The following is a 22,785-nucleotide window of genomic DNA, read 5'->3' on the forward strand; positions in this document are numbered from 1 at the left end:
CTTGATTATCTACCCTTACTCCAGCCGGCAGGACCTGGCCAGCATGCTCCTGGTCAGGCGCTTCCGGGCCTTAGTGGAAGAGTATTTTCGCGCGCCGCATAGCCTTTCGTTTTACGCCGAGCAGTTGGCGCTTACGGTGCACCGGGTCAACGAGGTGTGCAAGTACATGACGGGCAAGCCAGCCGGCGACGTTCTGCGCAACCGACGGTTGCTGGAAGCCAAGCAGCAGCTCGTGCACAGCGACGTCCCTATCGGCTAACTTGCCGAAGATTTAAGATTTCAACACTTCGCTTACTTTTTCCAGTAGTTCAAAAAGAACACCCAAATTGGGCTCACCGCCTACCGGTGGGCGATGCACGAGAAGTACCACCGTGCAACTTTTGCCTCATTAGCGGCTGCTCGGCAGCTTTGGGTAGGGGTACTAGCCCATCAGCCCAATAGTCGCTGAAGGCTTACTTTCCTAACAGCTTAAACTTGTTCGCCAATAGCTTCGCGCTGCTTATTCCAGGCGGTTGGTCGGTACTGGCTGCTACAGGAAAGTAGCAAGCAGCGGCAGTTAGCGGCAAAACAACAATCAGCTTTCCTTCTATGCCTCGTTTGATTGACCTCTCCAAGCCCATTCGCTACAACGCCAACGACCCGTGGTACATGCGCGTCAAAATCAAGCACAAAGCGCATCGGCAAGCGCGCTGGTTGATTCGCTTTCTGGGCTTGCCCTTTCGGCTTTTCCCGAAGCAGTTTGTTGGCTGGGCCGATGATACGATACAATCGATGGGCGTGCACGCTACCACCCACCTAGACGCGCCTTGGCACTACGGCCCAACGGTGGCCGGGCAGCCCGCCAAAACCATCGACCAGATTCCGCTCGACTGGTGTTACGGGCCAGGGGCCGTGATTGACATAAGCCATAAAGCTGATTTCGACCCTATTACCGTGTCGGATTTGCAAGGAGCGCTGCGCCAGTCGGGCGTGGTCCTGCAGCCCGGCATGATTGTGCTTATCCGCACGGGCCGCGACAAGCTCAATGGCACCAAAAAATTTGCCGAGGTAGGCACCGGTATGACGGCGGAGAGCACCCGTTGGTTGATTGAACAAGGCATCAAGGTGATGGGTATTGACCAGTGGGGCTGGGACTTGCCGTTGCCCTACCTGGTGCAACAAGCCAAGCAACACAACGACCCCAACCTGTTCTGGCAAGCGCACCTAGTGGGCTTGGAACTGGAGTATTGTCATATTGAGCAGCTAGTAAACCTGGAGTCGTTGCCGCCAACCGGTTTCAAGGTGTGTGTATTTCCGCTCAAGATTGTGGGCGCGTCGGCAGCGCCGGCCCGTGTGGTGGCTATTCTAGATTAAGCAGCAGTCCACGCAGCCGTACATGGGCTCAAATCAAGCTAATGACAGCACTTGGATTTGAGCTGCGTGCGGCAGCGTAGTGGCTTTCTGATAACAAGACAAAATTTCTAGCGGCTCCTAACTGCCGGGAGCCATCGGTTGAGCTTAGGTGTTTACCGACGGCGTGCTTTCTAACAGCCGCTGGTGCTGTGAGCCCCAGTCGCGCAGCATAAAGATGATGGGGTCCAGGGTTTCGGCGTACGGCAGCACGGCGTAGGTAACGGCAACGGGCGGGCCCGCATGCACGATGCGCTGCAGAAGCCGGTGGTCTTCGAGGTCTTTCAATTCCTTGGCCAGCACCTTGCCCGAAATGCCCGGCACGCTGCGTTCGATTTCGCCGAAGCGGCTGCTGCCGGCCCGGATGGCCATCAGGATGGGGAGCTTCCATTTGCCATTGAGCACCGTCAACGCCTGACGCAATGCTGGCATAGCGCTCAAACAGTGGGTATGCGAATGAATTTCCATGGGAAAAAGGATTTGCTACTCACTAAAAGTACGCAAAAAATGAAAAACACTTACCTAAAGGTAACTACTTTCTTTTTATTAATTACCAACATTTTGTGACCTACTTACTTTATGTAAGTAAAATCTTTTACATTTGCTTCGCTTTCACACGGAAAGCCTTTTCCAATCCCTTACGTTATCTATCATGCAGATTCTGCAAATCCTCTCCATCCCCCGGGGGGCTGCTTCGTACAGCACCCAGCTAGCAAATGGCGTAGTTGAAAAATTAGTAGCTGCCTATCCTGGCAGCTCCGTAAAGGTCCACGACCTAACCAATAAGCCTTTCCCCCATTTAGAGGAAGCGCACTTGCAGTCCTTCTTCACGCCCGCCGAAGGTCGCTCAGTGGAGCAGCAAGCCGCCGTGCGCCATTCCGATGAGGCCATTGCTGAAATAATGGCGGCCGATACCATCGTTATTGGCGCTCCACTCTACAACTTTGGCATTGCCTCGACCCTGAAGGCGTGGATTGACCACATTGCTCGCGCTGGCCTCACCTTCCGCTACACGGCTGAAGGCCCCGAAGGCCTAGTGAAAGGCAAGAAGATATACATCGCCATGTCGAGTGGCGGCGTTTACTCCGAAGGCCCCATGACTTCCTACGACTTTGTCGTGCCCTACCTGAAGGCCGTGCTCGGTTTCCTAGGTATGACCGACGTAACGGTGTTCCGCGTGGAGGGCACCAGTATTCCCACGCTGCAAGCGGAGGCGCTGCCAAAAGCGCTTGCTAGCATCAACTTTCAAGGCGCTTTTGCTTCCTAAGGAAAAGCTTGTCAGGCCGGGCATACCAATACCGGCCTGACAAGCTTTCCCACAGTCCTCTTTCAGGTACGCAGCAACTCCTAGGTGGTACCAGAAATTGGATCTTGACGCTGCCCTCCGCTAGGGAATGGTTTCATAACTCCCATTCGTGGCTTTAGGTGGGCAGTTAAAAACGCCACCACGTTCTTATGATCAGCTAAGCTGGTCCCTGTTTTCCTGCATTAATTATTATGTTACCCGCATCCAGAAGTCTTTCACTTCGGGCGCGTAAGAGTCGTTACCAACGGCCCACCCGGCCGCATTCTTCTCTCGCAGCCACCACTCAACCCGCGCTGCGGCCCACCAGCGGTTTTAGCAAATGGGGTAGCTTGCTGGCCAAGCTACTCGACGACCTAACGGGCATACCCGGTTTTCTTGATGGCGTGCTATGGGGCATCATGCTATTTCCCAAGGTGGAATCCGTGTTCCGTTGCGCGGCAAAAGAACTTGCTGCCAAGGTTCATGCCTGGCCAGCAGGCTCCTCGCAACAGCGCCCCCCACATGCTAGCCCTTGCTAAGTGCGGCTCGCCACGCATACGGCCGTCATCAACCGCACGCACCACGACATCAAATACGGCTCGAAGCTCTCTTTCAAAGGCATCGACGGCAAAGCCATCGACGACGATTTCACGCTTAGCTTCAGTGGTATAGCCTAGTGATAGGCGCTTAGATGCCGTAGAGGCTCACCCGCTGCACTTGCTAGCACAGTCATCTGAAATTTATACCTAGCCAGATAGAATCATGGCACTCAAAAGGAAAGTAGTACGCATAAATACCCCCGCGGGCCACCCGGGCTTTATGGGGCCTGAGCACATTGCGCGTTCGGTCATTGGCGGCAACTACGCGCAAAGCGACCCTTTCATCGTTTTGATGGACGATAGGCTAGACAAGAAAGATACGACCCCGGTGGGCGGCCCCCATCCGCACGCTGGCTTCGAAACCGTGTCGTTGCTGCTGGAAGGGGAAATGGGGGACGAGGCTTACCGGCTGAAAAGCGGTGACTTTCAGATGATGACCGCCGGCAGTGGGGTGGTGCATACCGAAACCATTGATAAAATAGCCAGGATGCGCCTGCTGCAATTGTGGGTGAATCTGCCGAAGAAAGACCGGTGGGTAACCCCCAGAGTGCAGGACCTGCCGCTGGAGCACGTGCCCACGTTGCAGCAGAATGACGTCGAGATAAAGCTATACAGTGGCACGTTGGCCGGGCTAACCTCGCCGGTTGAAAACTACGTTCCCATCATTATTGCCGATATCCGCATCGCCGCCCACGTAACCACTACGTTGCAACTGCCGGCCAACTTCAACACGCTCTTGTACGTGCTGCAGGGCAGCGCCAAGGTGGGACAAGAAGAAAGCTTGCTGCAAGTCGACCGGGTGGGCTGGCTGGATTTGTCAACCCAAGACGAGCTAAGTGAACTGCAGATAACGGCCGGCGAAGCAGGTACCCGGTTTGTGCTGTATGCCGGCAAGCCAACCGGGGAAAGCATGATTTCTCACGGGCCCTTTATCGGGGATAGTGCCGACGACATCAACCGGCTATATTACAACTACCGGCAAGGCCGGCTGAAGCACATTGAAACGTTGCCCTGCAGCCAAAGAATCCTGCTGTAAGAGGCGACACCATGCTTTGCTGGTCCACCCCCAAGCCTACTCTGATTCCATACCCAGCCTGCTTCTAAGCAGGCACACCAATTAAGTCAAGACGATAAAGCCGGAAAGCTGCCGGATGAGGGTGATACAATTGCCCTCATCCGGCATGTCCGTTGTTGAGGACGCGTGTCGACGTGCCGACAAGGCTCAGCTTAATTATATGATTTGAAGGGATGCCAGCTCTCATCAAAACGGCGAATACAAGGGTTGCCGTAAACGTTTACGGAAATTATTTTTGACTTAAGCTTGAGTTTTTTGACTAATTAGTTGATATACACACTGAATTCACTTAGGTAATCTTAGTTTATACCTATATGAACAGGTTGTCAACCGACCAACGAGCGTTATAAGCGCTTCCTATCCAGCAAGGAGTATTATTCTGTTATTGTATTTTTTAAATGAAGCCCCAGGGTTTTATACTGTTCTCTTTTCGAGTTTCCGCTGGCCTATTCCCACCCACTCCATTACCCCGCTTCATGATTCGAAAAACTACGCTTTTATGGTTTTTGCTTGTACTCGCGGCCCCTGTTTACGCTCAAAAGCAGCTCGACGTACAGAAGGAATTTGCCTTCGCCGCTCAGCAGTACAAGCGGCTGCTCGATACCCACCCCGATAAAAGCCGGTTTCCGCACTCCACCAACCCCGATGGCTCCCTGCGCGACAAACCGTCGGAGTGGTGGTGCAGTGGGTTTTTTGGCGGCTCGCTGTGGTATCTCTACGAGTTTACCAAAGACGAGAAATGGAAAACTGCCGCGGACAACTGGACGATGGCAATGGCCAAAGAGCAAACCAACACCGGTACCCACGACCTGGGATTTATGCTCTACTGTCCGTTCGGCAACGGCTACCGGCTCACCCAAAACCCGGCGTATCGGCCCGTGCTGCTCACCGGCGCGCAGTCGCTGAGTACCCGCTTCGACCCGACCATTGGCGTAATCAAGTCTTGGAACTCGCTAGGCGAGTACACGTATCCGGTCATCATCGACAATATGATGAATTTGGAGCTCCTGTTTTGGGCGGCCCGGCAGTCGGGCGACAAGCGGCTCTACAACGTGGCTATCTCGCACGCTGATAGCACCCTCAAAAACCATTTCCGGCCCGATCAGAGCTCGTACCATGTGGTGTGCTACGCGCCGGGGGGTAAGGTGCTCAAGCGCCAGACGCACCAGGGTGCGGCCGACGAGTCGGCCTGGGCGCGGGGGCAAGCCTGGGGCCTCTACGGCTACACGGTCATGTACCGCGAAACCAAAGACCCCAAGTACCTGGCCCAGGCCCAGCGCATCGCCGACTTCTACCTCAACCACCCCAACCTGCCCGCCGACAAGGTGCCGTATTGGGATTTCAACGCTCCCAATATTCCGAACGAGGAGCGCGATGCCTCCGCGGCCGCCATTACCGCCGCCGCTTTATTGGAACTATGCACGTACGGTGGCGCCTCCAGCCAGCCTTACTACCGGGCCGCCGTGCAGATGCTGCAAAGCCTAGCCAGCCCAGCTTACAAGGCTAAGCTAGGTGAGAACAACAATTTTCTGCTCAAACACAGCGTGGGCGCAAAGCCCCTCAAGAGCGAGATAAACGTGCCTTTGGTGTACGCTGACTATTACTACCTCGAAGCGCTGCTGCGCTACGACGCCCTCCGCAAGCAGCCCGCCTACCGGCTCTAGCGGCAGCCCTTGCGCAACGGCCTGCCCGGTCGGTTACTGTATTCCGCTTTTTTCCCGTGTCCTTTTTTCCGCACTAGCGGCTAGGCTTTCCTTTTCGGGCAAGCTGCCTGCTGCATAGTATCGGCCGAGTTGGCCCAGGGCGCGCTATTCCTACTCAAACCCACTCCCTTATACCCTATGAAACATTCTCAGCCATGGCGTAAAGCCATTTTGTTTCTGCCGCTGCTTGCCCACCCGCGCGCGGCGTACTTGCAGCCCCTGACTGAAAGTCGGTCGGGCGCCTTGGCGGTCAGTAGTGTCGCGTCCGGGCTTTTCTTTGGTTTGGGCGAGAAAAACGGCCCGGCCGTAGTGGATCGGACGGTTACGGGCGTGGTGCGGGATGAAGCGGGCCAAGGCTTGCCGGGCGTGGTGGTAGTGGTGAAGGGCACTAGCCAAGGCACCACCCAAGGCACGGCTACCGGCCCCGACGGCCGCTACCAGCTTACCGTGCCCGACGGGGCCGTAACGCTGGTGTTCAGCTTCGTGGGCTTTGCGCCTCAGGAAGTTGCCCTAGGTCAGCGCTCCGTGGTGGACATCACCCTCCGGACCGATACCAAGCAGCTCGACGACGTGGTGGTGGTAGGCTACGGCACCCAGCGCAAAAGCGACGTTACCGGCTCCATCGCCTCTGTTTCGGCCCAGGAAATCAAGGCTGTGCCCGTGACCGGCGTGGGCCAGGCCCTGCAAGGAAGGGCGCCGGGCGTGTTTGTGACGCAGGCGTCCAACGCGCCCGGAGGTGGGGTGTCTATTCGGATTCGGGGGGGCAATTCCATCAATGCGGGCAATGAACCGCTCTACGTCATCGATGGCTTTCCGGTCTACAACGAGAATGGCTCCAGCCTGAATCCCAACGACATTGAAAGTATTGAGGTGCTGAAAGATGCCTCCGCCACGGCTATTTACGGTTCGCGGGGGGCCAATGGCGTGGTGCTCGTGACAACCCGCCGCGGCAAAGCCGGGCAAAGCCGGGTTGATTTCGAGATGTACTACGGCATGCAACAGGTCCGCAAAAAGCTTCCCCTGCTCAACGCCACCGAGTACGCGGAACTGGTAAACGAGGCCCAGGTGAATGCCAACCGGCCACGCGTATTTACCGACGAGCAGATTGCCGGCTACGGGGCGGGCACAGATTGGCAGGACGAAATTTTCCGCGAAGCGCCCATGCAGAACTACCAGATAACGGCCTCGGGCGGCAGCGATAAAACCCGCTACGCCCTATCGGCCAACTACCTCGATCAGGAAGGCATCATTCTTAATTCCAGCTTCGACCGGGCTTCGTTTCGCTTTAATTTCGACCACAAAATCAACGACAAATTCAGCATCGGCAACAGCCTGAGCGTGGTGCGCAGCCGCAACCAGGCCGTGCCCACCGATACGGATGGTGGCAATGGCGGCGCGGTGGTGTACGGGGCGCTGAATTTCTCGCCTATTCAGCCCGTTTACAATCCCGATGGAACCTTGGTGGTGTTCAACACGCCCGGCCGAATTCAGATTGGCAGCCCGGTGGCCCAGGCCCTGGGCACCGACAACCTCACGGTTCGCAGCCGGCTGATTGGCAACGTGTTCGTGGACTACAAAATCCGGCCCGAGCTAACGTTCCGCACCAGCTTCGGGGCCGACGCCAACTACAGTAAAAACAGCTTCTATATCTCTCGCAACACGGCCGCGGGCATTCAGCTGGGCGGCCAGGGAGCAATTACCAACGACCAGTCCACTTCCTGGCTGAATGAAAACACGCTGTCCTATGTAAAAACGTTCGGCGAAGTGCACAACCTCACTTTTCTGGCGGGCTTTACCATGCAGGGCAGCCGCTTCGAGACCTCGCGGGCGGCGGCCCAGGGGTTTGCCAACGACATTCTTTCCTACGATAACCTCGGGGGCGCTTCCACGGCCCTCGTGCCCACTTCATCGGCCAATGAGTGGCAGCTAAACTCGTTTATCGGCCGGGCCAACTACGACTATGCCGGCCGGTACCTGCTCACGGCCACCGTACGGGCCGATGGCTCCTCGCGGTTTGGGGAGGGCAACAAGTACGCCGTCTTTCCTTCGGCCTCGCTGGCTTGGCGCTTGTCGGAAGAGCGGTTTTTGCAAGACAATCCGGTTATCGCCGACCTGAAGCTGCGGGCCAGCTACGGCCTAAGCGGCAACCAGGAAATCGGGCAGTACCAGTCGCTGGCGGCGCTGGCCACCCAGAACGCCAACTTCAACAACACCGTTGCCATCGGCATCGGGCCGGTGCGGGTGGCCAACCCCGACTTGCGCTGGGAAACCACTGCCCAGGCTGACCTCGGCTTCGACCTTGGCCTGTGGAACAACCGCATTACCCTAACGGCCGATTACTACAACAAGAAGACCACCGACCTGCTCTTGCAGGTGCCGTTGCCGTACATCTCGGGCTACGCATCGGCCTTGCAAAACTTGGGCAGCATTCGCAACCGGGGCATTGAAGCCGGCCTCAATACCAACAACCTGACCGGCAAGTTCACTTGGTCGACCTCGTTCAATATTGCGGCCAACCGCAACAAAGTGCTCGATTTGGGCGGCCAGCGGGAATTTGCGGCGGGGGACGCCAGCGGCCATTTGCAACTCCCTAACTCCGGAATAGTGCGCGTGGGCGAGCAGATCGGGACTTTTTTCGGCTACCAAACCAACGGCATTTTTCAAACTCAGGACGAGGTAGCCAGCTCCGCCCAGCCCACGGCCCGGCCCGGCGATCGGCGCTACATAGATCAGGACGGCAACAACGTTATCAACGCCAACGACCGGGTGATTCTGGGCTACGCCCAGCCCAAGCTGTACGGGGGGCTAACCAATACGTTTGCCTACAAAGGCTTCGAGCTCAGCATCTTTATGCAAGGCACGTCGGGCAACAACATTTTCAACATCAACCGCTTTGAATTGGAGTCGCTGACGGGGGTTAGCAATCAGAGCCGCGAGGTGCTGAACCGCTGGACGCCCACCAACCCGACCAACACCATCCCGCGCGCCAATGCCGTGGGCAACGCCTACGTCATCTCCGACCGCCAGGTTGAAGACGGCTCGTATCTGCGGGTTCGCAACATCAACTTGGGGTATACGCTGCCCAAGGAACTGGTAAAAAAAGCGCGCCTGACCAACGTGCGCGTGTACGTGAGCCTGCAGAACTGGATAACCTTCACCAACTACAGTGGCTACGACCCGGAAGTGAACCGGTTCGGGCAGAGCGCCCTGAGCCAGGGCATCGACTACGGCAGCTATCCCGGTAGCAAAACCATTCTGGGGGGCCTCAACCTCAGCTTGTAGTTCCACGCCACTAAACGCTTCGCGCATCCCAACCATGAAACTAACTCATACGCTGCTACTCGTAGCCCTAACCCTGGGCAGCGGAGCCTGCTCCTTGGAGGAAGTACCACCTTCGTCGCTGGCTCCCCAGAACTTTTACACCAACGCCGGTGATGCCATAGCCGCCGTCAATGCCGTTTATGACGTTGCCAACCAGCTTGGCGACCAAAGCCGCAACCTGATTATCATGGGCGACATTCCGTCCGACGATATGGATTTGCTGGCTAACAATGCCGACCGGATTCAGATTTGGAGCTTTCAAACCATTCCGACCAACGGCATCATTGCCCAGACCTGGCAAGGTCTTTATCAGGGCATCAACCGGGCCAATGCGGCCATTGAGCGCATTCCGGGCATTGCAATGGACGAGGCGCTCAAGAGCCGGCTGGTGGGCGAGGCGCGGTTTATGCGGGCCTTCTACTACTTCTACCTGGTGCGCTGGTACGGGGGCGTACCGCTGATCGTAACCGAAACCAAGTCGTTAGCCGATGGGCGCAACGTACCGAAGGCCACGGCCGACGAGGTGTACGCCCAAATCATAGCCGACTTTACGGCGGCCGAAACTGCGCTGCCGGATAAGTTCACCGGCGCGGATCTGGGTCGGGCCACGGCGGGCGCGGCCAAGGCTTTTCTGGCCAAAGTGTATTTGACGCGCAAGGAATACGCCCCGGCCCGCGACAAAGCCAAGGAAATCATCGACAACGCCGGTCGTTACGGCTACGGCTTGTTTGAGCGCTACGCCGACGTGTTTGCCATAGCCAACAAAAACGGCCGGGAGTCTGTGTTCGAGCTGCAATTTGTGGGCGGCGGCGTTGGGCAGGGCAGCGGCATGATTACGTATTTCGCCCCCGAAAATTCGCTTATCACGGGGCGGGGCTTTGGGTCGTTTTACCCCACGCCCGAGCTCTACAACAGTTTCCAGAACGGCGACAAGCGCAAAGAGCTGTTCATTAATTCTTTTGTTAATGCAGCCGGTCAGACCGTCCAAACCTTTCAGCACTTCAACAAATACCAGGACCCATCGGCGCGCGCCTTTGGCGAAGCCAACAACAACTTCCCCATCATCCGGTACGCCGACGTGCTGCTGATGTTTGCCGAGGCCGAAAACGAATTGAGCGGTCCTACGGCGGCCGTGCTCAACGCCGCCAACCCCATCCGGCGCCGGGCCTACGGTAACTCCCTAACGGCCCCCTCGCCGGTGGACTTCACGGCTGCCCTCGGAAAAGACGGGTTTCGCCAACGGCTCTGGGACGAGCGGCGCTGGGAATTACACGCCGAAGGGCACCGCTGGTTTGACCTGGTGCGGACCAATCGGCTGGTGAGCGTGCTGAAGCCCAAAGGCAAAACAAACGTAGACGAAAACGACAACCTGTTTCCTATTCCCCAGCGGGAAATAGATTTAAATCCTAGCCTAGTGCAAAACCCCGGGTATTAAGCAAGGTCAGCACGTGCCAAACCGGTAACGGGCTTACTGAGATAATAAAAGATAAACTGTGGCCCGACAACTCAACTGCCCACCCCGCATTAGCAGAGTGGGCAGTTAAGTTGTCGGGCTTACGTCGGCGTTTAATTAACGGTTACTGGCAGATGCACCCGGTCTAAAATGCGCCGCAGATCCTGCTCTTCAAGTGAAGTTAGGGGTTGAAGCGGTGCGCGTAACTCACCGGCTTCTTGGCCTTGCAGTTGCAGTCCGGCCTTGATGGCCCGGGGAAGGCCTTTGGCGACGATAAACTGGAGTAACTCAAACTGCTGGTAGAAGAGGTGCCGAGCTTCGGCCAGGTCTTGGCGCTGCACGGCCCCGTACAAGCCTAGGTTCAGTTCGGGAATGAGGTTAGGAGCAGCCGTGCACCAGCCCGTGGCGCCGGCCGCAAAAGCAGCCAGAGCGAGGGGGTTGGAGCCGTTGTAGAAAGCCACGTCTTCGCCGAGCAGTTGGCGCAGGGCCTGCATGCGCTGCACGTCGCCGCTGCTTTCCTTGATCATAGTCACGTTCGGAATTTCCAGCAGGCGCTTGAGTAACGTCGGCGACATATCCAGACCCCCAGTGGCGGGGTTGTTGTAGGCCATGATGGGTACCGACAGGGCGCTGGCTACCCGGTCGAAATGCCGGAAAATCTCGTCGTCGGTGAGCTTCCAGTAGCTCATCGGGATAACCATGACCGCGGCGGCCCCGGCCTGCTCGGCAAAGCGGGCGTGGCGTACCACCCCGGCCGTGGTGAGGTGCGAAACGCCGACTAAAACCGGCAAGCGGCCGGCTACTTGCTGCAAGGTTGCTTCGGTTACGGCGTCGCGCTCCTCGTCCGTGAGGTAGGGGAGCACGCCGGTGCTACCGAGTGGGGCAATGCCGTGCGAGCCGCTAACTATGAGGCGCTCCAACAGGTGGCGGTAAGTGGGCAGGTCCACCGCATTATCAGGGGTGAAGGGAGTGATGGGGTAGGCAATGATGCCGCGCAAAGGGACGTTCGAATTCATAATAGAAGACTTTTTAAAGTGCTGAACTACAAGTCGCGGCCGCGCTCTTCGCGCAGGGCTACGCCGAGGTTTTGCAGCAGGGGCGCATTCTCGCAGGCGATGTAGCGGGCGCCGATAGTTTCGCTGCGGTTGCCGTGGTTGTGCCAGGCCCAAATGGGGATGTAGATGGCGTCGCCGGCCTTCCATTCCACGAGGCGGTCCTCAATTTGGGTGTAGCCCTCGCCTTCGATGACGTAAATCACGGTTTCGTAGGTGTGGCGGTGCTGGTTGGTGACTTGGCCCGGCAGCAGCCCGCCGATGGTCATGCTCAGCACCACGGTGGGCAGGTCCACGAAGAAGACGGGGTGCTTGCGCTCGGTCGAGAACTGGTCGTGGGCGCCGGCTTGCTCCACGTTGGCGTGGTGCAGTTTCTCGGGCATCCGGACTTCGGGCCGGGCGTAGGTGCGGTGAAAATCGGCAGACTGAAACTTGTCCGTGGGCTTGGTTGGGGTGTTGCTGACGAGGGTGTCCATGAGAAGAATTGATAAAGAGGTGAAACCGTAATGCGGCGCTGGCAACACCCTGTTTGTAGTCCCGGGTCAGGGCGGGTACCAGCTTCCGACTCTGCAAAAGTGTGCGTAGATTGGCCCCGCTAATTCATCCAGTTTATCTAAAGCGAAGGGTCCAGTTATGCTACGCGCCTGGGATACCAATTTTCACCCAACCTTCGCGGCGGGCCGCGCCGTGTATCTGCAAATCAGCGAGCTGATAGCCACCGAAATCCGCCGCGGCCGGCTGCAACCTGGCACGGCCCTGCCCGGCACCCGGGAGCTGGCCAAGCAATTGGGCGTGAACCGCAAAACGGCGGTGCTGGCCTACGAGGAGCTGCTGGCCCAAGGCTGGCTGGAGGCGCAAACCACCCGCGGCACCTTCGTGTCGAGCCGGCTACCCGAGAGCAACCCGACGGCCTTTGCGCCCGCTGCAGGTAGCCCGCTTGAAGCGCCGGGCTTTCAATGGCAAGACCCGTTTGAGCTGGAGCAACCGCCTATGGCACCGCCGGGCGCGCTGGTGTTCAACGACGGCACGCCCGATGCCCGGCTCGCGCCCGTCGCCACGCTGGCCAGCGCCTACCGCCGGGTGATGCAGGGCCGCGGCCGCCGCAATCAGCTGGGCTACGACAGCCCCCTGGGCAGCCAACCTCTGCGCGAAGCCTTGTCGCGCATGCTCAACCAGGACCGGGGCCTGAGCACCACCCCGGCCAGCATCTGCCTGACGCGTGGCACCCAAATGGCCCTCTACCTCACGGCCCACCTGCTCATCCGGCCCGGCGACGTGGTGGCCGTGGAAAATCCCGGCTACCCGCCGGCGTGGCAAACCTTCCGCCTGCTCGGGGCCGAGCTAGCGCCGGTGCCGGTGGACGAAGAAGGCCTGTGCGTAGATGAGTTGGAAAGGTTATGCCAGCGCCAAACGGTGCGGGCCTTGTACCTAACGCCCCACCACCAGTTCCCGACCACCGTGACGCTGAAAGCGGCGCGGCGCGTGCAGCTGCTCGCCCTGGCCGCCCGCTACGGCGTGGCCATCATCGAAGACGACTACGACCACGAGTTTCACTTCCACTACCAACCCATGCTGCCGCTGGCCTCGGCCGACCCACACGGCGTAGTCATCTATATCAGCTCGCTCTCCAAGCTGATTGCGCCGGCTTTGCGTATCGGCTACGTCACCGGGCCGGCGGCCTTCATTACGGCCCTAGGCCGGCTGCGGACGCTGATTGACCGGCAGGGCGACACCGTACTGGAGCAGGCCGTAGCTGACCTTATTGACGAGGGCGAAATCAAGCGGCACACGCGCCGGGCCCACGCCGAGTACCACGCCCGCCGCGACGCGCTGGCCGATTCCTTGCGCCAGCTACCGGGCAAATACGTGGATTTTGTGTTGCCCGCCGGCGGCATGGCTCTGTGGGTGAAGTTTAGGGAAGACGTAGACCTAGAACTGGTTACCGAAGAGCTGGTGCGTCGCAAAGTGGTGATTACGCCCGGCAGCCGCTACTATTTGGCCGGGCCGGACGCCAACGCCGTGCGCATGGGCTACGCCGCTCTTACGCCCGCCGAGCTGGCCTACGGCGTAGAACAGCTCGGGGCCGTACTACGTCAGCACAGAAGCTGAGAAGCTCGGCCAGCAGCAAGAAAGCCAAGGTGCAGAAAGCGTAAACGCAAACGCCGCGCTACCAAAGCGCGGCGTCATGCTCCGGGCAATCAATGCGGAGCTGGGAGCCTTCGAGCGGGATGTTGAGCAAGTGGCAGAAGTGTTGGCCAGGGCTCCGCCCGTAGTACCGGCAGCTAAAGCACATGCGCTGCACCGGAATGGTACCGGCCTGCTGCAACTCGTGCAGCATCGTCAGCAAGCTCACATACAGGCCTAGCTTTTGCCGGGCGGGTAGGCCAGCTACGGGTGAGTTGAGCGGCGCGGCAAAGCGGCTGGCCTGGTCGGCTAGCTGCTCGCCAGCGGGGGTAAGCTGGAGCGAATGACTCCGCAAATCGGCCGGGTCGGTGTGGCGGCTTACCAGCGCTTTTTGGGCGAGGGTCTTCACCGCGTCGCTGATGGTGGCGCGGCTCACCTGGTACTCGCGGGCTAGGTTGCTGACGGTGCCCTGGCCCGGCGCGTGAAAGCGCAGAAACACGACCACTTGCAACTGCAACGGGCTCAGCCCGCTATGAGTGGCTTCTTGCCAGAGCAAGTGGCGAAACACGCCGCTCAGCCGTTCGAGCGAGGCCACAATCTTGTGGTCGAGGTCCGGCGGATGATTTTGCCGGTGGGGGTCGAACGGGCTGGCGGCGGAATCAGCAGTCACAGGTGAAATCGAGGTAGTGGCGAAAGGGCGGCGCAAAGGTGCCGTTCACGTTCACCACCCGGTCGAGACGGATACGCTCGCCGGTATCGAGTACCACGTATTCGGCGAGGCCCTCCGCGTTCCGCTCGCTAACCAGGTTTTTGAGCAGACCCGTGACGGTGGTGAACTCCCAAAGGTCCGTGAAATATTGCAGGTGCGTGTACGTGCGCAGCGTAATAGTGGCTTCCAGCAAATCGTGAAAGCCGCAATCAATGGGTTTATAGGCAGTTGGGGCCATGGCGGGGGTAAGAAAAGTGGGGCGCTACTGGCACCCCTGCATTTCAATGATGTAATAGCCTTGGGCATTGATAACGTCCACCACTTCCTGAGTGGGCTCCTCGATGTGGCAAAACCGACATTCCTTGGCCGCCAGGGGCTGGCCCTGCTGGCCTTTCGTGGCGAGGTACTGGCGGCCAAACTGGTAGACCTGCTCCTTGCTGGCTACCTCATCCGATACCAGAATATCAAAGTGCATAACCGAACCGTCTTTCTTCGAGACGTAGGTGTCATAAACGGCAACTTCCATGATTGTAAGAATTTGAGAATTAGATAATTATTTGAAAATAAACCACGTGTCATGCTTGATCTGACGTCCACTTGTCGAAGCATCTCTACCGCGGACTAACTTCAGGTAGGAGGCCGAGGCAGTAGAGATGCTTTCGCAAGCGCAGCATGACGCGAAATGGAATCAGAACTGTCCTTCCTTTACGTAGGGGTAGGACCAGAGCGTGGCCGTGAGCGTGACGGCCTTGAACCAGGCTGCGTGCATGGCTTCCACCTCGGCATCTGAGTGCCCGCCGCGCTGCAAAAACGGCTTGATGGTCGCCGTCAGCGGCACGATAAAGGCGGTGAGGTAACGCAAGTGAATCAGCGGCTCGGCCGCGGCTGCGTCGGTCACGTTCTTTTTGGGGCTGGTGTGCCGTAGGCCGATTTCGTGCTGATAATCAAGCCAAGCCTGGTCGTAGGGACGAGTGCACACATCCAGAATCCACTGCCCAAAGCGGGCCCGGACGCGGGCTAGGTAGTCGCCATCGGGCTGCCCGTGCAGGGAGAAGTAGCGCAGCAGGTGCGGGTGCGCCCCCACAAAGCCGTACCACACGTCGAGAATGGCATCGGTCTGGGGCGCCAGCACCTGGCCGGCTTGCGCCAGAGCCGCCACGTCAGCGGCCGAAAAAAGGACCGTTTGCTTGAGCAATTCCAGCTCGTCGAGGGTGACCGGGGAGCGGCTGACCTGCCCGTAGGCGTAGCCAGGAATCGAGGAATGTTCCATAAGGTAGGAGAAGTGAAAAGTGATGGAAGAAAGGCAAAGCAGTGGCTAGCCAGGCAGAAATACTGGCTACCGTTTGTGTCCGAAAGAGAGGAGGTCAGCGAGCTTCCGGCCGCTCGCGCCAGTAGTTGTTGGCGGCGGCAATGGTCGCAAATTCAGCGGCGACCGTCTGGCCGATGCTAATGAGCATCATGGGGTTATCCGCGTAGATGGCACGCTGCTGGCGGCGCTTTTCGTCGTCGGGCTGGGTGAGCTTGATAACAAGGCGGGCGAGCTTGACGGCGAGCTGGCGCCCTTCTTCCGGGGTAGCCGTGAGCAGGCTGTTGCCGGGTACGAGTTGTAAGTCAGACATAGTACAGAGGTTAATTGGTGAATGCCACCGTGTAGGGCAGCGAGAGATTACCGGATAGCACCCCGTACACCTGGTACACGCCGAGCATGGGCCGCTTTTTGTCGGAGGCGTTGACTTCCATGTAGCAGGTCACGAGGTCGAATTTGAAGTCCCGCCGGCGGTTGATGCGGTCGAGCGGCACCACCACGCGGCCGGTGTGGCCTTGCATCGTGACGGTGAAGCCGGGCGAGTCCATGTATATGTGCATGCCGGACGCGCTGGTAGGCGGCAGCTTGGGCGCGGCGCCCATGTGGTCGAATTCCTTCACCGAGAAACCGCCCGCTACCCGGTTGTCTTTGATAAGCACCACCCAATGGGCGTGCCACACCAGCCCGTCGTTGGTGTAGTTGCCGTCGCCGTTCTCGTCCCACAGCGGGGTGTCCTCGAAGTCGGGGTGCGAGGTGAGGGCCATGGCTACGATGCCGTCGGTGGCGCCCATGCCAATGTCGGTGGACTTGAGCGTGGTCGGGAAGACGTAGCCGAGCACCGGCGCGCCGTCGGTTTTGCCGGCGGGCCTGGGCTGAGTCTTGCCGGCATTGCCTGCTACCTGAAACTCAAAGACCAGCGTTTCCAGCTCGGGCAAAAACTTGATGGCAGCCTTCTTCGGGACGTAGTCGGCGTTCTGGTAGGCCGCGCCCGAAGACTGCGCGAAACTACTGCCCGTCAGGGCACTAAGCAGTGCCAGGGTAAGCAAGGGCTTTTTCATGAGAGGCATAACTTGTGGTTGGAGAACGAGGCAAAAGTAGTTGGCAGTCCTAACCAGATAGGCGCGTTTCGCCACTGGACCAGGCAGCATATAAATACTGGCCCGGTAGGGCAGCCACCGGCCGCAAGGCACGAGAAATATTATACAGGATAAATTTGTCCGGTATTAATTCGTGCCCTAGCTTTGCCAGCAAAACCACCAGTTATGTTCTCCAAGGCGTGTGAGTATGGGATTCGGGCCTCGATTTATATCGGGCAGCAGTCGGCCAATGGCCGCCGCGTGGGCCTGAAGGACATTGCCGCCGAAATCGATTCGCCCGAAGCCTTCACGGCTAAGATTTTGCAGCAGTTGGTGCGCGCGCAGTTGGTTGCTTCCGTGAAGGGCCCCGCCGGCGGCTTCGAGCTTACGCCTGAGCAGCTGCGCACCGTCACACTCCGCCAGATAGTGGTGGCCATCGACGGCGGGGCTATGCTGCAAGGCTGCGCCCTCGGTCTGCCGCAGTGCTCGGCCAAACAGCCCTGCCCCATGCACTACCAGTTTCTCCCCATCCGCGACCAGCTCAACGAGCTGCTGCGCACTCACACCATCGGGGAACTGGCCAGTAAGGTGCACGAAGGGCTCGGTTTTTTAAAGCAATTCAGTTGAACCCCTTTTTTTATTTACATACCGGACAAATTTGTCCTTTAATTTTCAATTTATGACTTCCGAGCAAAAAGCCCTCGTCACGGCCACCGTTGGCACCCTTAGAGCGCACGGCGTAGCACTGACCACGCACTTTTACCGCCGCCTATTCGAGCATAACCCCGAGCTGAAGAACGTCTTCAACGTGGGCAACCAGCAAACCGGCAAGCAGCAGACGGCGCTGGCCATGGCCGTGCTGGCCTACGCCGAGAACATTGAGGACCCCTCGGTGCTGGTGCATGCCGTCACCAAAATCGGCCACAAGCACGTTAGCCTCGACATCCGGCCCGAGCACTACGCCATTGTGGGCCGGCACCTGATTGCCTCCATCGGTGAAGTGCTAGGCGAAGCCGCCACGCCCGCGCTGCTCGACGCTTGGGCCATGGCCTACCAGCAACTAGCCGCCCTGATGAGTGGCATAGAGAGTGGGCTGTACCAAAAAGCCGTGAGCCAGGAAGGTGGCTGGACGGGCTGGCGGCCCTTCACCGTGAAGCAGAAGGTAGCCGAGTCCACGGAAGTTACCTCCTTCTATTTGTACCCCGCCGATGGGGGCAAAGTAGCCGACTTTCTGCCCGGTCAGTACGTGAGTGTGCGCCTGTTTCTGCCCGAGCTGAATCTATTTCAACCCCGCCAATACAGCCTTTCCAGCGCGCCCAATGGCGAGTACTACCGCATTTCGGTGAAGAAGGAAGTGGGCAGCCAGCACCCCAACGGCATGATTAGCAACCGCCTCCACGACTTCGTACGCGAGGGCGACACCGTGGAGCTAGCCGCCCCGGCCGGTGACTTCACCCTGGAAACCACCAAGCAAACCCCCGTGGTGCTGGTGAGCGGCGGCGTAGGCCAGACCCCACTACTGAGCATGCTCGACTACCTCACCCTAACCAACAGCCCCCGCCAAGTGGTGTGGGTGCACGGTAGCCGCAATGCCCAAGTGCACGCTTTCCAGGAGCCAGTAGCTGACCTGATTGCCGGTTACGAGAACGTCGAGCAGCACATTTTCTACGATACGCTCACTCCTGATGTAGAAAGAGCGAATCACTATGCCGGCATCGTTGACCTGCAACAGCTCAACGGTGGCACGCTGCTGCCCGAGGCTGACTACTACGTGTGCGGCCCGGCTCCTTTTATCCGCAAGCAAGTGCAGGACTTAGCAGCCCTGGGTATACCGCGCGAAGCCATTCACTTCGAGGAGTTTGGGCCAGCAACGTTGAGCGTGTAGACCGGGCAAGTGGTACTTCCCACAAAACGATTCTATCTTCCCGCGCTATGAACTCATTTTGTGACCAATTAGGCCTGACGTATCCGTTGATTCAGGCCCCTATGGCCGGCGTATCCACCCCTGCCTTGGCCGTGGCTGTATCGGAGGCGGGCGCTCTTGGCTCATTGGCCGCGGCTGCCTTGACTGATCCAGACGTGCTGGCCCGCCAGCTAGCCGAGTTAGCGGCGGCTACGGAACGGCCCATTAACGTGAATCTGTTCTGCCACGCACCGAGCCCAACGGACCCGGCACACGACGCGCAGTGGCTCGCCTACTTAGCGCCGGTCTTTGCCAGCCTAGGCAGTGTGCCCCCCGCGCAGTTGCAGGAAATCTATCCTAGCTTTCGCACCAGCGACGCGCTGCTGGCCGTGCTGATGCAGGCCCGGCCCCGCGTGATTAGCTTTCACTTCGGGTTGCCCACGGCCGCGCAGCTCGCGGCTCTGCGGCAGACGGGGGCCCTGCTGTTGGCTTGCGTCACCTGCCCCGCGGAAGCCCGGGTGGCGGAAGCCGCCGGCGTGGATATACTCGTGGCCCAGGGCGTGGAAGCGGGCGGGCACCGGGGCACGTACGACCCCGCCACCGAGCCCAACATTGCGACGCTGGAACTTACGCGGCAACTTGTGCAACAAACTCGCCTGCCGGTTGTCGCGGCCGGGGGCCTGATGGACGGCGCGGACCTGGCCGCCGTGCTGCGGGCCGGGGCAGTTGCCGGGCAATTGGGAACGGCCTTCGTGGCTTGTCCTGAGTCGGCCGCTTCCGCTGCCTACCGGGCGGCGCTGCTGCACCAGCCACCGCTGCCCACAGCGCTGACCGCCGTTATTTCTGGCCGTCCGGCGCGCGGGCTCGTGAACCGGTTCATGCTCGAAATCGACCAGCCGGGCCGCCCACCCGTCGCCGCGTACTCGCGCGCCTATCACGCTGGCAAAGCCTTGATTGCCGCCGCGCAGCAGGCCGGTGACTCGGGTTTTGCCGTGCAGTGGGCAGGCACTGGGGCCGGCCGGGTCCGGGCGCTGCCGGCGGCCGAGCTGGTTCGCTCCATAGGTGCGGAGCTACGACAAGCCTTAACTTAAGGCTTAATTTGAGCATGCTTTTTCTTGGCTATTTGTTTAATCGCCGACCGTCAGGCTCGACCTGGTCCCGGAGCCTGGGCCCGCCAATAAGCGTAGAACTTGTTGTTCTTACTGCTAGTTTCCTGTGTTTACGCCCCGTATGCCGCCTTTCTCTTTACAACCCGTCTTACACTCCCCAGCCGTTTCGTTGGTTCCATTGCAGCCCGCCGATTTTGACGCGCTGTATGCCGTGGCAGCGGACCCTCAGGTATGGGAGCAGCATCCCAACAAAGACCGGTGGCAGCGCGCCGTATTCACGACTTTTTTCGAGGGCGCCATTCAGAGTGGGGGCGCTTTTAAGGTGGTGGACAACACCACGGGAGCCATTTTGGGCAGCACTCGCCTCTACGACTACACCCCCGAAGAGAACAGCATACTCATTGGCTACACGTTCTACGGCCGGCAGTCGTGGGGCCGGGGCATCAACCTGGCTGTAAAAGCCTTGCTGCTCGACTACCTGTTTCAGTTTGTAGATACGGTGCGGTTTCACATCGGGACCGGTAATGTGCGCTCCCAAATCGCCATTCAGCGGCTAGGTGCCACGAAAGTGGCCGAGCAGGAAGTTGCCTATTACGGGGAGCCTTCCAACCTCAACTTTGTATTTGAAATCAACCAGCAGAGCTGGGCTGCACGGACCACGTAAGTTGTTGCATCGTGTGCTGACGGCTTCTTTGAGCATTATCAGGACGTGGCCTACAATACAAGAACAGTCAATTAGCTGAACTGAGCTAATAAAGCCTCGTTGTGGACTTGCTTGTGCAGTTCAACAGTTTACTCGATGATTACCAATAATACGAGAACCGGCGTGCAAGCTTAATGAGGTGCACTTGATAGCAGGGTCTTAGTAGACCAGACTCAGGAATCGATTTACGAGATGAACATCTCGAGCAGCACGCTGTTTGGAGCCATGGTCACAGTTGAAAAGCAACTAACGGCCCTCCCTCATGCGCAACATATTAGAAACGGTGTTTCCCTTGCCGGAAGATATTCCTGCCGCTTACCAGTGGACCGGCCCGTTGCACCAGCACGACTATTTACTTAACGGGTCGCTGGAAACCTGGTCCGGGCCTTTCTCGCCGGTGCATTCCCCGGTGCACGTGCGCGGAGGCACCGACGCCCGCCCAGTGGAGCTAGGGAGCTACCCGTTGTTTTCGCAAGCTCAGGCCCTGCAAGCCCTCCAGGGCGCCGTGGAAGCCTATCAGGGGGGGCAGGGCCGCTGGCCGCGCATGTCGGTGGCCGAGCGCATTCGCCAGGTCGAGCTGTTCACGCAGCGCCTGCAAGACCGTCGGGCCGACGTAATCCAGTTGCTGCTCTGGGAAATTGCCATGCCCCTGGCCGAGGCCGAGCGCGAATTCGACCGCACCGTGGATTACATTCAGGCCACGATAGCCGAACTAAAAGCCGCCGAGCGCATCGAAGCCCGCCCCTTTCTGGCCGAGCAGCACGTGGCCCAGGTGCGGCGCGTGCCGCTGGGCGTGACCTTGTGCATGGGGCCTTTCAACCACCCCTTGAGTGAAACGTTCCGGCTGCTGATTCCGGCCTTGCTGATGGGTAATACCGTGCTTTTCAAGCCCTCGCAGCACGGGACGCTGGTATTTCAGCCGCTGCTAACGGCTTTCCAGGCGGCGTTTCCGGCGGGCGTAGTCAACACGCTCTACGGCCGGGGCCACGACATTATTCCGGCCCTGATGCAGTCGGGGCAGGTGAGCGTGCTGGCCCTGGTAGGAGCCAGCCACCTGGCCGACCGCCTCAAAAAGCTTCACCCCAACGTGAACCGCTTGCGCGCCGTGCTGAGCTTGGACTCGAAGAATGCCGGCATTGTACTCGCCGATGCCCACTTGCCCACGGCGGTAGAAGAATGCTTGGCCGGGGCCTTCTGCTTTAACGGGCAACGGGGGCCCGCCCTCAAAATCTTGTTTGTGCACCGCGCTATTGTCACGCAATTCATTCAGCGGCTGTGCGACCGGCTCAAGCAAGCTAAAATTGGTATGCCCTGGGAAACCGACGTCGTCTTTACGCCCCTGACCGAGCCCAACAAGCCCGATTACCTGGAAGACTGCCTCGACGACGCCCTCGAGCTCGGCGCGGCCATCATGAACGTCAACGGGGGGGTGCGCTTCCACTCGCTGTTCTACCCGGCCGTTGTCTACCCGGTGACCGAACACATGAAGCTGTACCGCGAAGAGCAATTCGGACCCTTGCTGCCCATCGTCCCCTTCGACGAGCTGGACGAACCCATCCGGTACATAGCCGAATCCAGCCACGGCCAGCAGGTGAGCTTGTTTGGCCAAGACCCCGACCGGATGGCGTACCTGCTCGACGCGCTGGTGCATCAGGTCAGCCGCATCAACCTCAACGGCCAGAGCCAGCGCGAGCCCGACAGCCTGCCCTTCACCGGCCGCAAAGACTCGGCCGAAGGCACCTTGTCGGTGGCCGACACGCTGGATGCCTTTTCCATCCGGGCCGTGGTGACGGCCCCGCAAACCCTGGCCAATCAGGAACTGGTGCAGCACATTCTGCACGGCCACAAGTCGCGCTTCCTGGCCACGGACTTCATTTTTTAACAACGGCCCTCTGAGCTTGGCACCCTGTGGGGCAATGGTTTTCCGTTGGCCCACAGGGTGCCGCCCGTATAACGGCAGTTTAGGTGCCAACACAAA

At 59.1% G+C, this 22,785-nt stretch carries 24 protein-coding genes; 15 read left to right on the forward strand and 9 right to left on the reverse strand.

Annotated features, from left to right (window positions below):
• Nucleotide 1: 1 nt before the first annotated feature.
• Together P1X16_RS21265 and P1X16_RS21270 are read left to right on the forward strand one after the other, a co-directional pair.
• Nucleotides 2-259, forward strand: coding sequence for a hypothetical protein (locus P1X16_RS21265; RefSeq protein ID WP_277233520.1), 258 nt, complete (start codon nucleotides 2-4; stop codon nucleotides 257-259).
• 329 nt (nucleotides 260-588) lie between these two features.
• On the forward strand, nucleotides 589-1,353 hold the full coding sequence (locus tag P1X16_RS21270; RefSeq protein ID WP_277233523.1) for a cyclase family protein: 765 nt from the start codon (nucleotides 589-591) through the stop codon (nucleotides 1,351-1,353).
• A 144-nt stretch (nucleotides 1,354-1,497) separates the two neighbouring features.
• On the opposite strand, the gene P1X16_RS21275 is transcribed toward P1X16_RS21270, so the two are convergent.
• A complete protein-coding gene (locus P1X16_RS21275; protein WP_277233526.1) occupies nucleotides 1,498-1,857 on the reverse strand; it encodes a helix-turn-helix domain-containing protein in 360 nt (119 codons plus the stop codon).
• A gap of 184 nt (nucleotides 1,858-2,041) precedes the next feature.
• On the opposite strand from P1X16_RS21275, the gene P1X16_RS21280 reads away from it, so the two are divergent.
• From P1X16_RS21280 to P1X16_RS21310, 7 genes are all read left to right on the forward strand, one after another.
• Nucleotides 2,042-2,656, forward strand: a complete 615-nt coding sequence (locus P1X16_RS21280) for an NAD(P)H-dependent oxidoreductase (protein WP_277233527.1) — start codon at nucleotides 2,042-2,044, stop codon at nucleotides 2,654-2,656.
• Nucleotides 2,657-2,886: 230 nt separating this feature from the next.
• Nucleotides 2,887-3,213 carry a hypothetical protein gene (locus P1X16_RS21285; RefSeq protein ID WP_277233530.1) on the forward strand — a complete coding sequence of 109 codons (327 nt, stop codon included), beginning with the start codon at nucleotides 2,887-2,889 and terminating at the stop codon, nucleotides 3,211-3,213.
• Entirely contained in the window at nucleotides 3,214-3,351 is a 138-nt protein-coding gene (locus P1X16_RS21290) for a hypothetical protein (RefSeq protein WP_277233532.1), read from the forward strand. It begins immediately after the preceding gene.
• A gap of 85 nt (nucleotides 3,352-3,436) precedes the next feature.
• The gene (locus P1X16_RS21295; protein WP_277233535.1) at nucleotides 3,437-4,309 is read left to right on the forward strand and encodes a pirin-like C-terminal cupin domain-containing protein; all 873 of its coding nucleotides are present in this window, start codon (nucleotides 3,437-3,439) and stop codon (nucleotides 4,307-4,309) included.
• Nucleotides 4,310-4,824: 515 nt separating this feature from the next.
• Nucleotides 4,825-6,012: a glycoside hydrolase family 88 protein gene (locus P1X16_RS21300; RefSeq protein ID WP_277233539.1), complete on the forward strand. Its 1,188-nt coding sequence runs from the start codon at nucleotides 4,825-4,827 to the stop codon at nucleotides 6,010-6,012.
• A gap of 177 nt (nucleotides 6,013-6,189) precedes the next feature.
• On the forward strand, nucleotides 6,190-9,333 hold the full coding sequence (locus tag P1X16_RS21305; protein WP_277233542.1) for a TonB-dependent receptor: 3,144 nt from the start codon (nucleotides 6,190-6,192) through the stop codon (nucleotides 9,331-9,333).
• 34 nt (nucleotides 9,334-9,367) lie between these two features.
• Nucleotides 9,368-10,807, forward strand: coding sequence for a RagB/SusD family nutrient uptake outer membrane protein (locus tag P1X16_RS21310; protein ID WP_277233544.1), 1,440 nt, complete (start codon nucleotides 9,368-9,370; stop codon nucleotides 10,805-10,807).
• Nucleotides 10,808-10,938: 131 nt separating this feature from the next.
• Here P1X16_RS21310 and P1X16_RS21315 read toward each other — a convergent pair whose 3' ends face one another.
• Together P1X16_RS21315 and P1X16_RS21320 are read right to left on the reverse strand one after the other, a co-directional pair.
• Nucleotides 10,939-11,841, reverse strand: a complete 903-nt coding sequence (locus P1X16_RS21315) for a dihydrodipicolinate synthase family protein (protein WP_277233547.1) — start codon at nucleotides 11,839-11,841, stop codon at nucleotides 10,939-10,941.
• A gap of 26 nt (nucleotides 11,842-11,867) precedes the next feature.
• A complete protein-coding gene (locus P1X16_RS21320; protein ID WP_277233550.1) occupies nucleotides 11,868-12,353 on the reverse strand; it encodes a cupin domain-containing protein in 486 nt (161 codons plus the stop codon).
• Nucleotides 12,354-12,510: 157 nt separating this feature from the next.
• On the opposite strand from P1X16_RS21320, the gene P1X16_RS21325 reads away from it, so the two are divergent.
• A complete protein-coding gene (locus P1X16_RS21325; protein ID WP_277233553.1) occupies nucleotides 12,511-13,986 on the forward strand; it encodes a PLP-dependent aminotransferase family protein in 1,476 nt (491 codons plus the stop codon).
• A 58-nt stretch (nucleotides 13,987-14,044) separates the two neighbouring features.
• On the opposite strand, the gene P1X16_RS21330 is transcribed toward P1X16_RS21325, so the two are convergent.
• The 6 genes from P1X16_RS21330 to P1X16_RS21355 all read right to left on the reverse strand — a co-directional run bounded on the left by P1X16_RS21330 (nucleotide 14,045) and on the right by P1X16_RS21355 (nucleotide 17,074).
• Nucleotides 14,045-14,671: a MarR family winged helix-turn-helix transcriptional regulator gene (locus P1X16_RS21330; RefSeq protein ID WP_277233556.1), complete on the reverse strand. Its 627-nt coding sequence runs from the start codon at nucleotides 14,669-14,671 to the stop codon at nucleotides 14,045-14,047.
• Nucleotides 14,661-14,948 carry a hypothetical protein gene (locus P1X16_RS21335; protein ID WP_277233559.1) on the reverse strand — a complete coding sequence of 96 codons (288 nt, stop codon included), beginning with the start codon at nucleotides 14,946-14,948 and terminating at the stop codon, nucleotides 14,661-14,663. Before P1X16_RS21335 ends, P1X16_RS21330 begins: the two co-directional genes overlap by 11 nt.
• Nucleotides 14,949-14,972: 24 nt before the next feature.
• Nucleotides 14,973-15,236 (reverse strand): DUF2024 family protein, encoded by a 264-nt coding sequence (locus tag P1X16_RS21340; protein WP_277233562.1) that lies wholly within the window; start codon nucleotides 15,234-15,236, stop codon nucleotides 14,973-14,975.
• Between the two features lie 162 nt (nucleotides 15,237-15,398).
• Nucleotides 15,399-15,980 carry a protoglobin domain-containing protein gene (locus P1X16_RS21345; protein WP_277233565.1) on the reverse strand — a complete coding sequence of 194 codons (582 nt, stop codon included), beginning with the start codon at nucleotides 15,978-15,980 and terminating at the stop codon, nucleotides 15,399-15,401.
• A gap of 94 nt (nucleotides 15,981-16,074) precedes the next feature.
• A complete protein-coding gene (locus tag P1X16_RS21350; RefSeq protein WP_277233569.1) occupies nucleotides 16,075-16,329 on the reverse strand; it encodes a hexameric tyrosine-coordinated heme protein in 255 nt (84 codons plus the stop codon).
• A gap of 10 nt (nucleotides 16,330-16,339) precedes the next feature.
• Nucleotides 16,340-17,074: a hypothetical protein gene (locus P1X16_RS21355; protein ID WP_277233572.1), complete on the reverse strand. Its 735-nt coding sequence runs from the start codon at nucleotides 17,072-17,074 to the stop codon at nucleotides 16,340-16,342.
• A gap of 204 nt (nucleotides 17,075-17,278) precedes the next feature.
• On the opposite strand from P1X16_RS21355, the gene P1X16_RS21360 reads away from it, so the two are divergent.
• The 5 genes from P1X16_RS21360 (at nucleotide 17,279) to P1X16_RS21380 (ending at nucleotide 22,689) form a co-directional block, all read left to right on the forward strand.
• A complete protein-coding gene (locus P1X16_RS21360; RefSeq protein WP_277233575.1) occupies nucleotides 17,279-17,719 on the forward strand; it encodes an Rrf2 family transcriptional regulator in 441 nt (146 codons plus the stop codon).
• Between the two features lie 52 nt (nucleotides 17,720-17,771).
• Entirely contained in the window at nucleotides 17,772-18,977 is a 1,206-nt protein-coding gene (gene hmpA / locus P1X16_RS21365) for an NO-inducible flavohemoprotein (protein ID WP_277233578.1), read from the forward strand.
• 47 nt (nucleotides 18,978-19,024) lie between these two features.
• A complete protein-coding gene (locus P1X16_RS21370; RefSeq protein ID WP_277233581.1) occupies nucleotides 19,025-20,086 on the forward strand; it encodes a nitronate monooxygenase family protein in 1,062 nt (353 codons plus the stop codon).
• Between the two features lie 139 nt (nucleotides 20,087-20,225).
• Complete coding sequence (locus tag P1X16_RS21375) at nucleotides 20,226-20,768, forward strand: GNAT family N-acetyltransferase (RefSeq protein WP_277233584.1); 543 nt, start codon at nucleotides 20,226-20,228, stop codon at nucleotides 20,766-20,768.
• 301 nt (nucleotides 20,769-21,069) lie between these two features.
• The gene (locus P1X16_RS21380) at nucleotides 21,070-22,689 is read left to right on the forward strand and encodes an aldehyde dehydrogenase family protein (RefSeq protein WP_277233587.1); all 1,620 of its coding nucleotides are present in this window, start codon (nucleotides 21,070-21,072) and stop codon (nucleotides 22,687-22,689) included.
• Nucleotides 22,690-22,785 lie beyond the last annotated feature (96 nt).

This window comes from Hymenobacter sp. YC55, from assembly GCF_029433095.1.
GTDB lineage: Bacteria > Bacteroidota > Bacteroidia > Cytophagales > Hymenobacteraceae > Hymenobacter.

Excerpts from the sequence above, each read along its gene's own strand:
- P1X16_RS21295 (WP_277233535.1), top strand. The coding sequence starts at position 3,437 with ATGGCACTCAAAAGGAAAGTAGTACGCATAAATACCCCCGCGGGCCAC.
- P1X16_RS21270 (WP_277233523.1), top strand. The coding sequence starts at position 589 with ATGCCTCGTTTGATTGACCTCTCCAAGCCCATTCGCTACAACGCCAAC.
- hmpA (WP_277233578.1), top strand. The coding sequence starts at position 17,772 with ATGACTTCCGAGCAAAAAGCCCTCGTCACGGCCACCGTTGGCACCCTT.
- P1X16_RS21315 (WP_277233547.1), bottom strand. The coding sequence starts at position 11,841 with ATGAATTCGAACGTCCCTTTGCGCGGCATCATTGCCTACCCCATCACT.
- P1X16_RS21325 (WP_277233553.1), top strand. The coding sequence starts at position 12,511 with ATGCTACGCGCCTGGGATACCAATTTTCACCCAACCTTCGCGGCGGGC.
- P1X16_RS21335 (WP_277233559.1), bottom strand. The coding sequence starts at position 14,948 with ATGGCCCCAACTGCCTATAAACCCATTGATTGCGGCTTTCACGATTTG.
- P1X16_RS21280 (WP_277233527.1), top strand. The coding sequence starts at position 2,042 with ATGCAGATTCTGCAAATCCTCTCCATCCCCCGGGGGGCTGCTTCGTAC.
- P1X16_RS21285 (WP_277233530.1), top strand. The coding sequence starts at position 2,887 with ATGTTACCCGCATCCAGAAGTCTTTCACTTCGGGCGCGTAAGAGTCGT.
- P1X16_RS21305 (WP_277233542.1), top strand. The coding sequence starts at position 6,190 with ATGAAACATTCTCAGCCATGGCGTAAAGCCATTTTGTTTCTGCCGCTG.
- P1X16_RS21300 (WP_277233539.1), top strand. The coding sequence starts at position 4,825 with ATGATTCGAAAAACTACGCTTTTATGGTTTTTGCTTGTACTCGCGGCC.
- P1X16_RS21310 (WP_277233544.1), top strand. The coding sequence starts at position 9,368 with ATGAAACTAACTCATACGCTGCTACTCGTAGCCCTAACCCTGGGCAGC.
- P1X16_RS21355 (WP_277233572.1), bottom strand. The coding sequence starts at position 17,074 with ATGAAAAAGCCCTTGCTTACCCTGGCACTGCTTAGTGCCCTGACGGGC.
- P1X16_RS21275 (WP_277233526.1), bottom strand. The coding sequence starts at position 1,857 with ATGGAAATTCATTCGCATACCCACTGTTTGAGCGCTATGCCAGCATTG.
- P1X16_RS21340 (WP_277233562.1), bottom strand. The coding sequence starts at position 15,236 with ATGGAAGTTGCCGTTTATGACACCTACGTCTCGAAGAAAGACGGTTCG.
- P1X16_RS21375 (WP_277233584.1), top strand. The coding sequence starts at position 20,226 with ATGCCGCCTTTCTCTTTACAACCCGTCTTACACTCCCCAGCCGTTTCG.
- P1X16_RS21350 (WP_277233569.1), bottom strand. The coding sequence starts at position 16,329 with ATGTCTGACTTACAACTCGTACCCGGCAACAGCCTGCTCACGGCTACC.
- P1X16_RS21345 (WP_277233565.1), bottom strand. The coding sequence starts at position 15,980 with ATGGAACATTCCTCGATTCCTGGCTACGCCTACGGGCAGGTCAGCCGC.
- P1X16_RS21320 (WP_277233550.1), bottom strand. The coding sequence starts at position 12,353 with ATGGACACCCTCGTCAGCAACACCCCAACCAAGCCCACGGACAAGTTT.
- P1X16_RS21380 (WP_277233587.1), top strand. The coding sequence starts at position 21,070 with ATGCGCAACATATTAGAAACGGTGTTTCCCTTGCCGGAAGATATTCCT.
- P1X16_RS21360 (WP_277233575.1), top strand. The coding sequence starts at position 17,279 with ATGTTCTCCAAGGCGTGTGAGTATGGGATTCGGGCCTCGATTTATATC.
- P1X16_RS21370 (WP_277233581.1), top strand. The coding sequence starts at position 19,025 with ATGAACTCATTTTGTGACCAATTAGGCCTGACGTATCCGTTGATTCAG.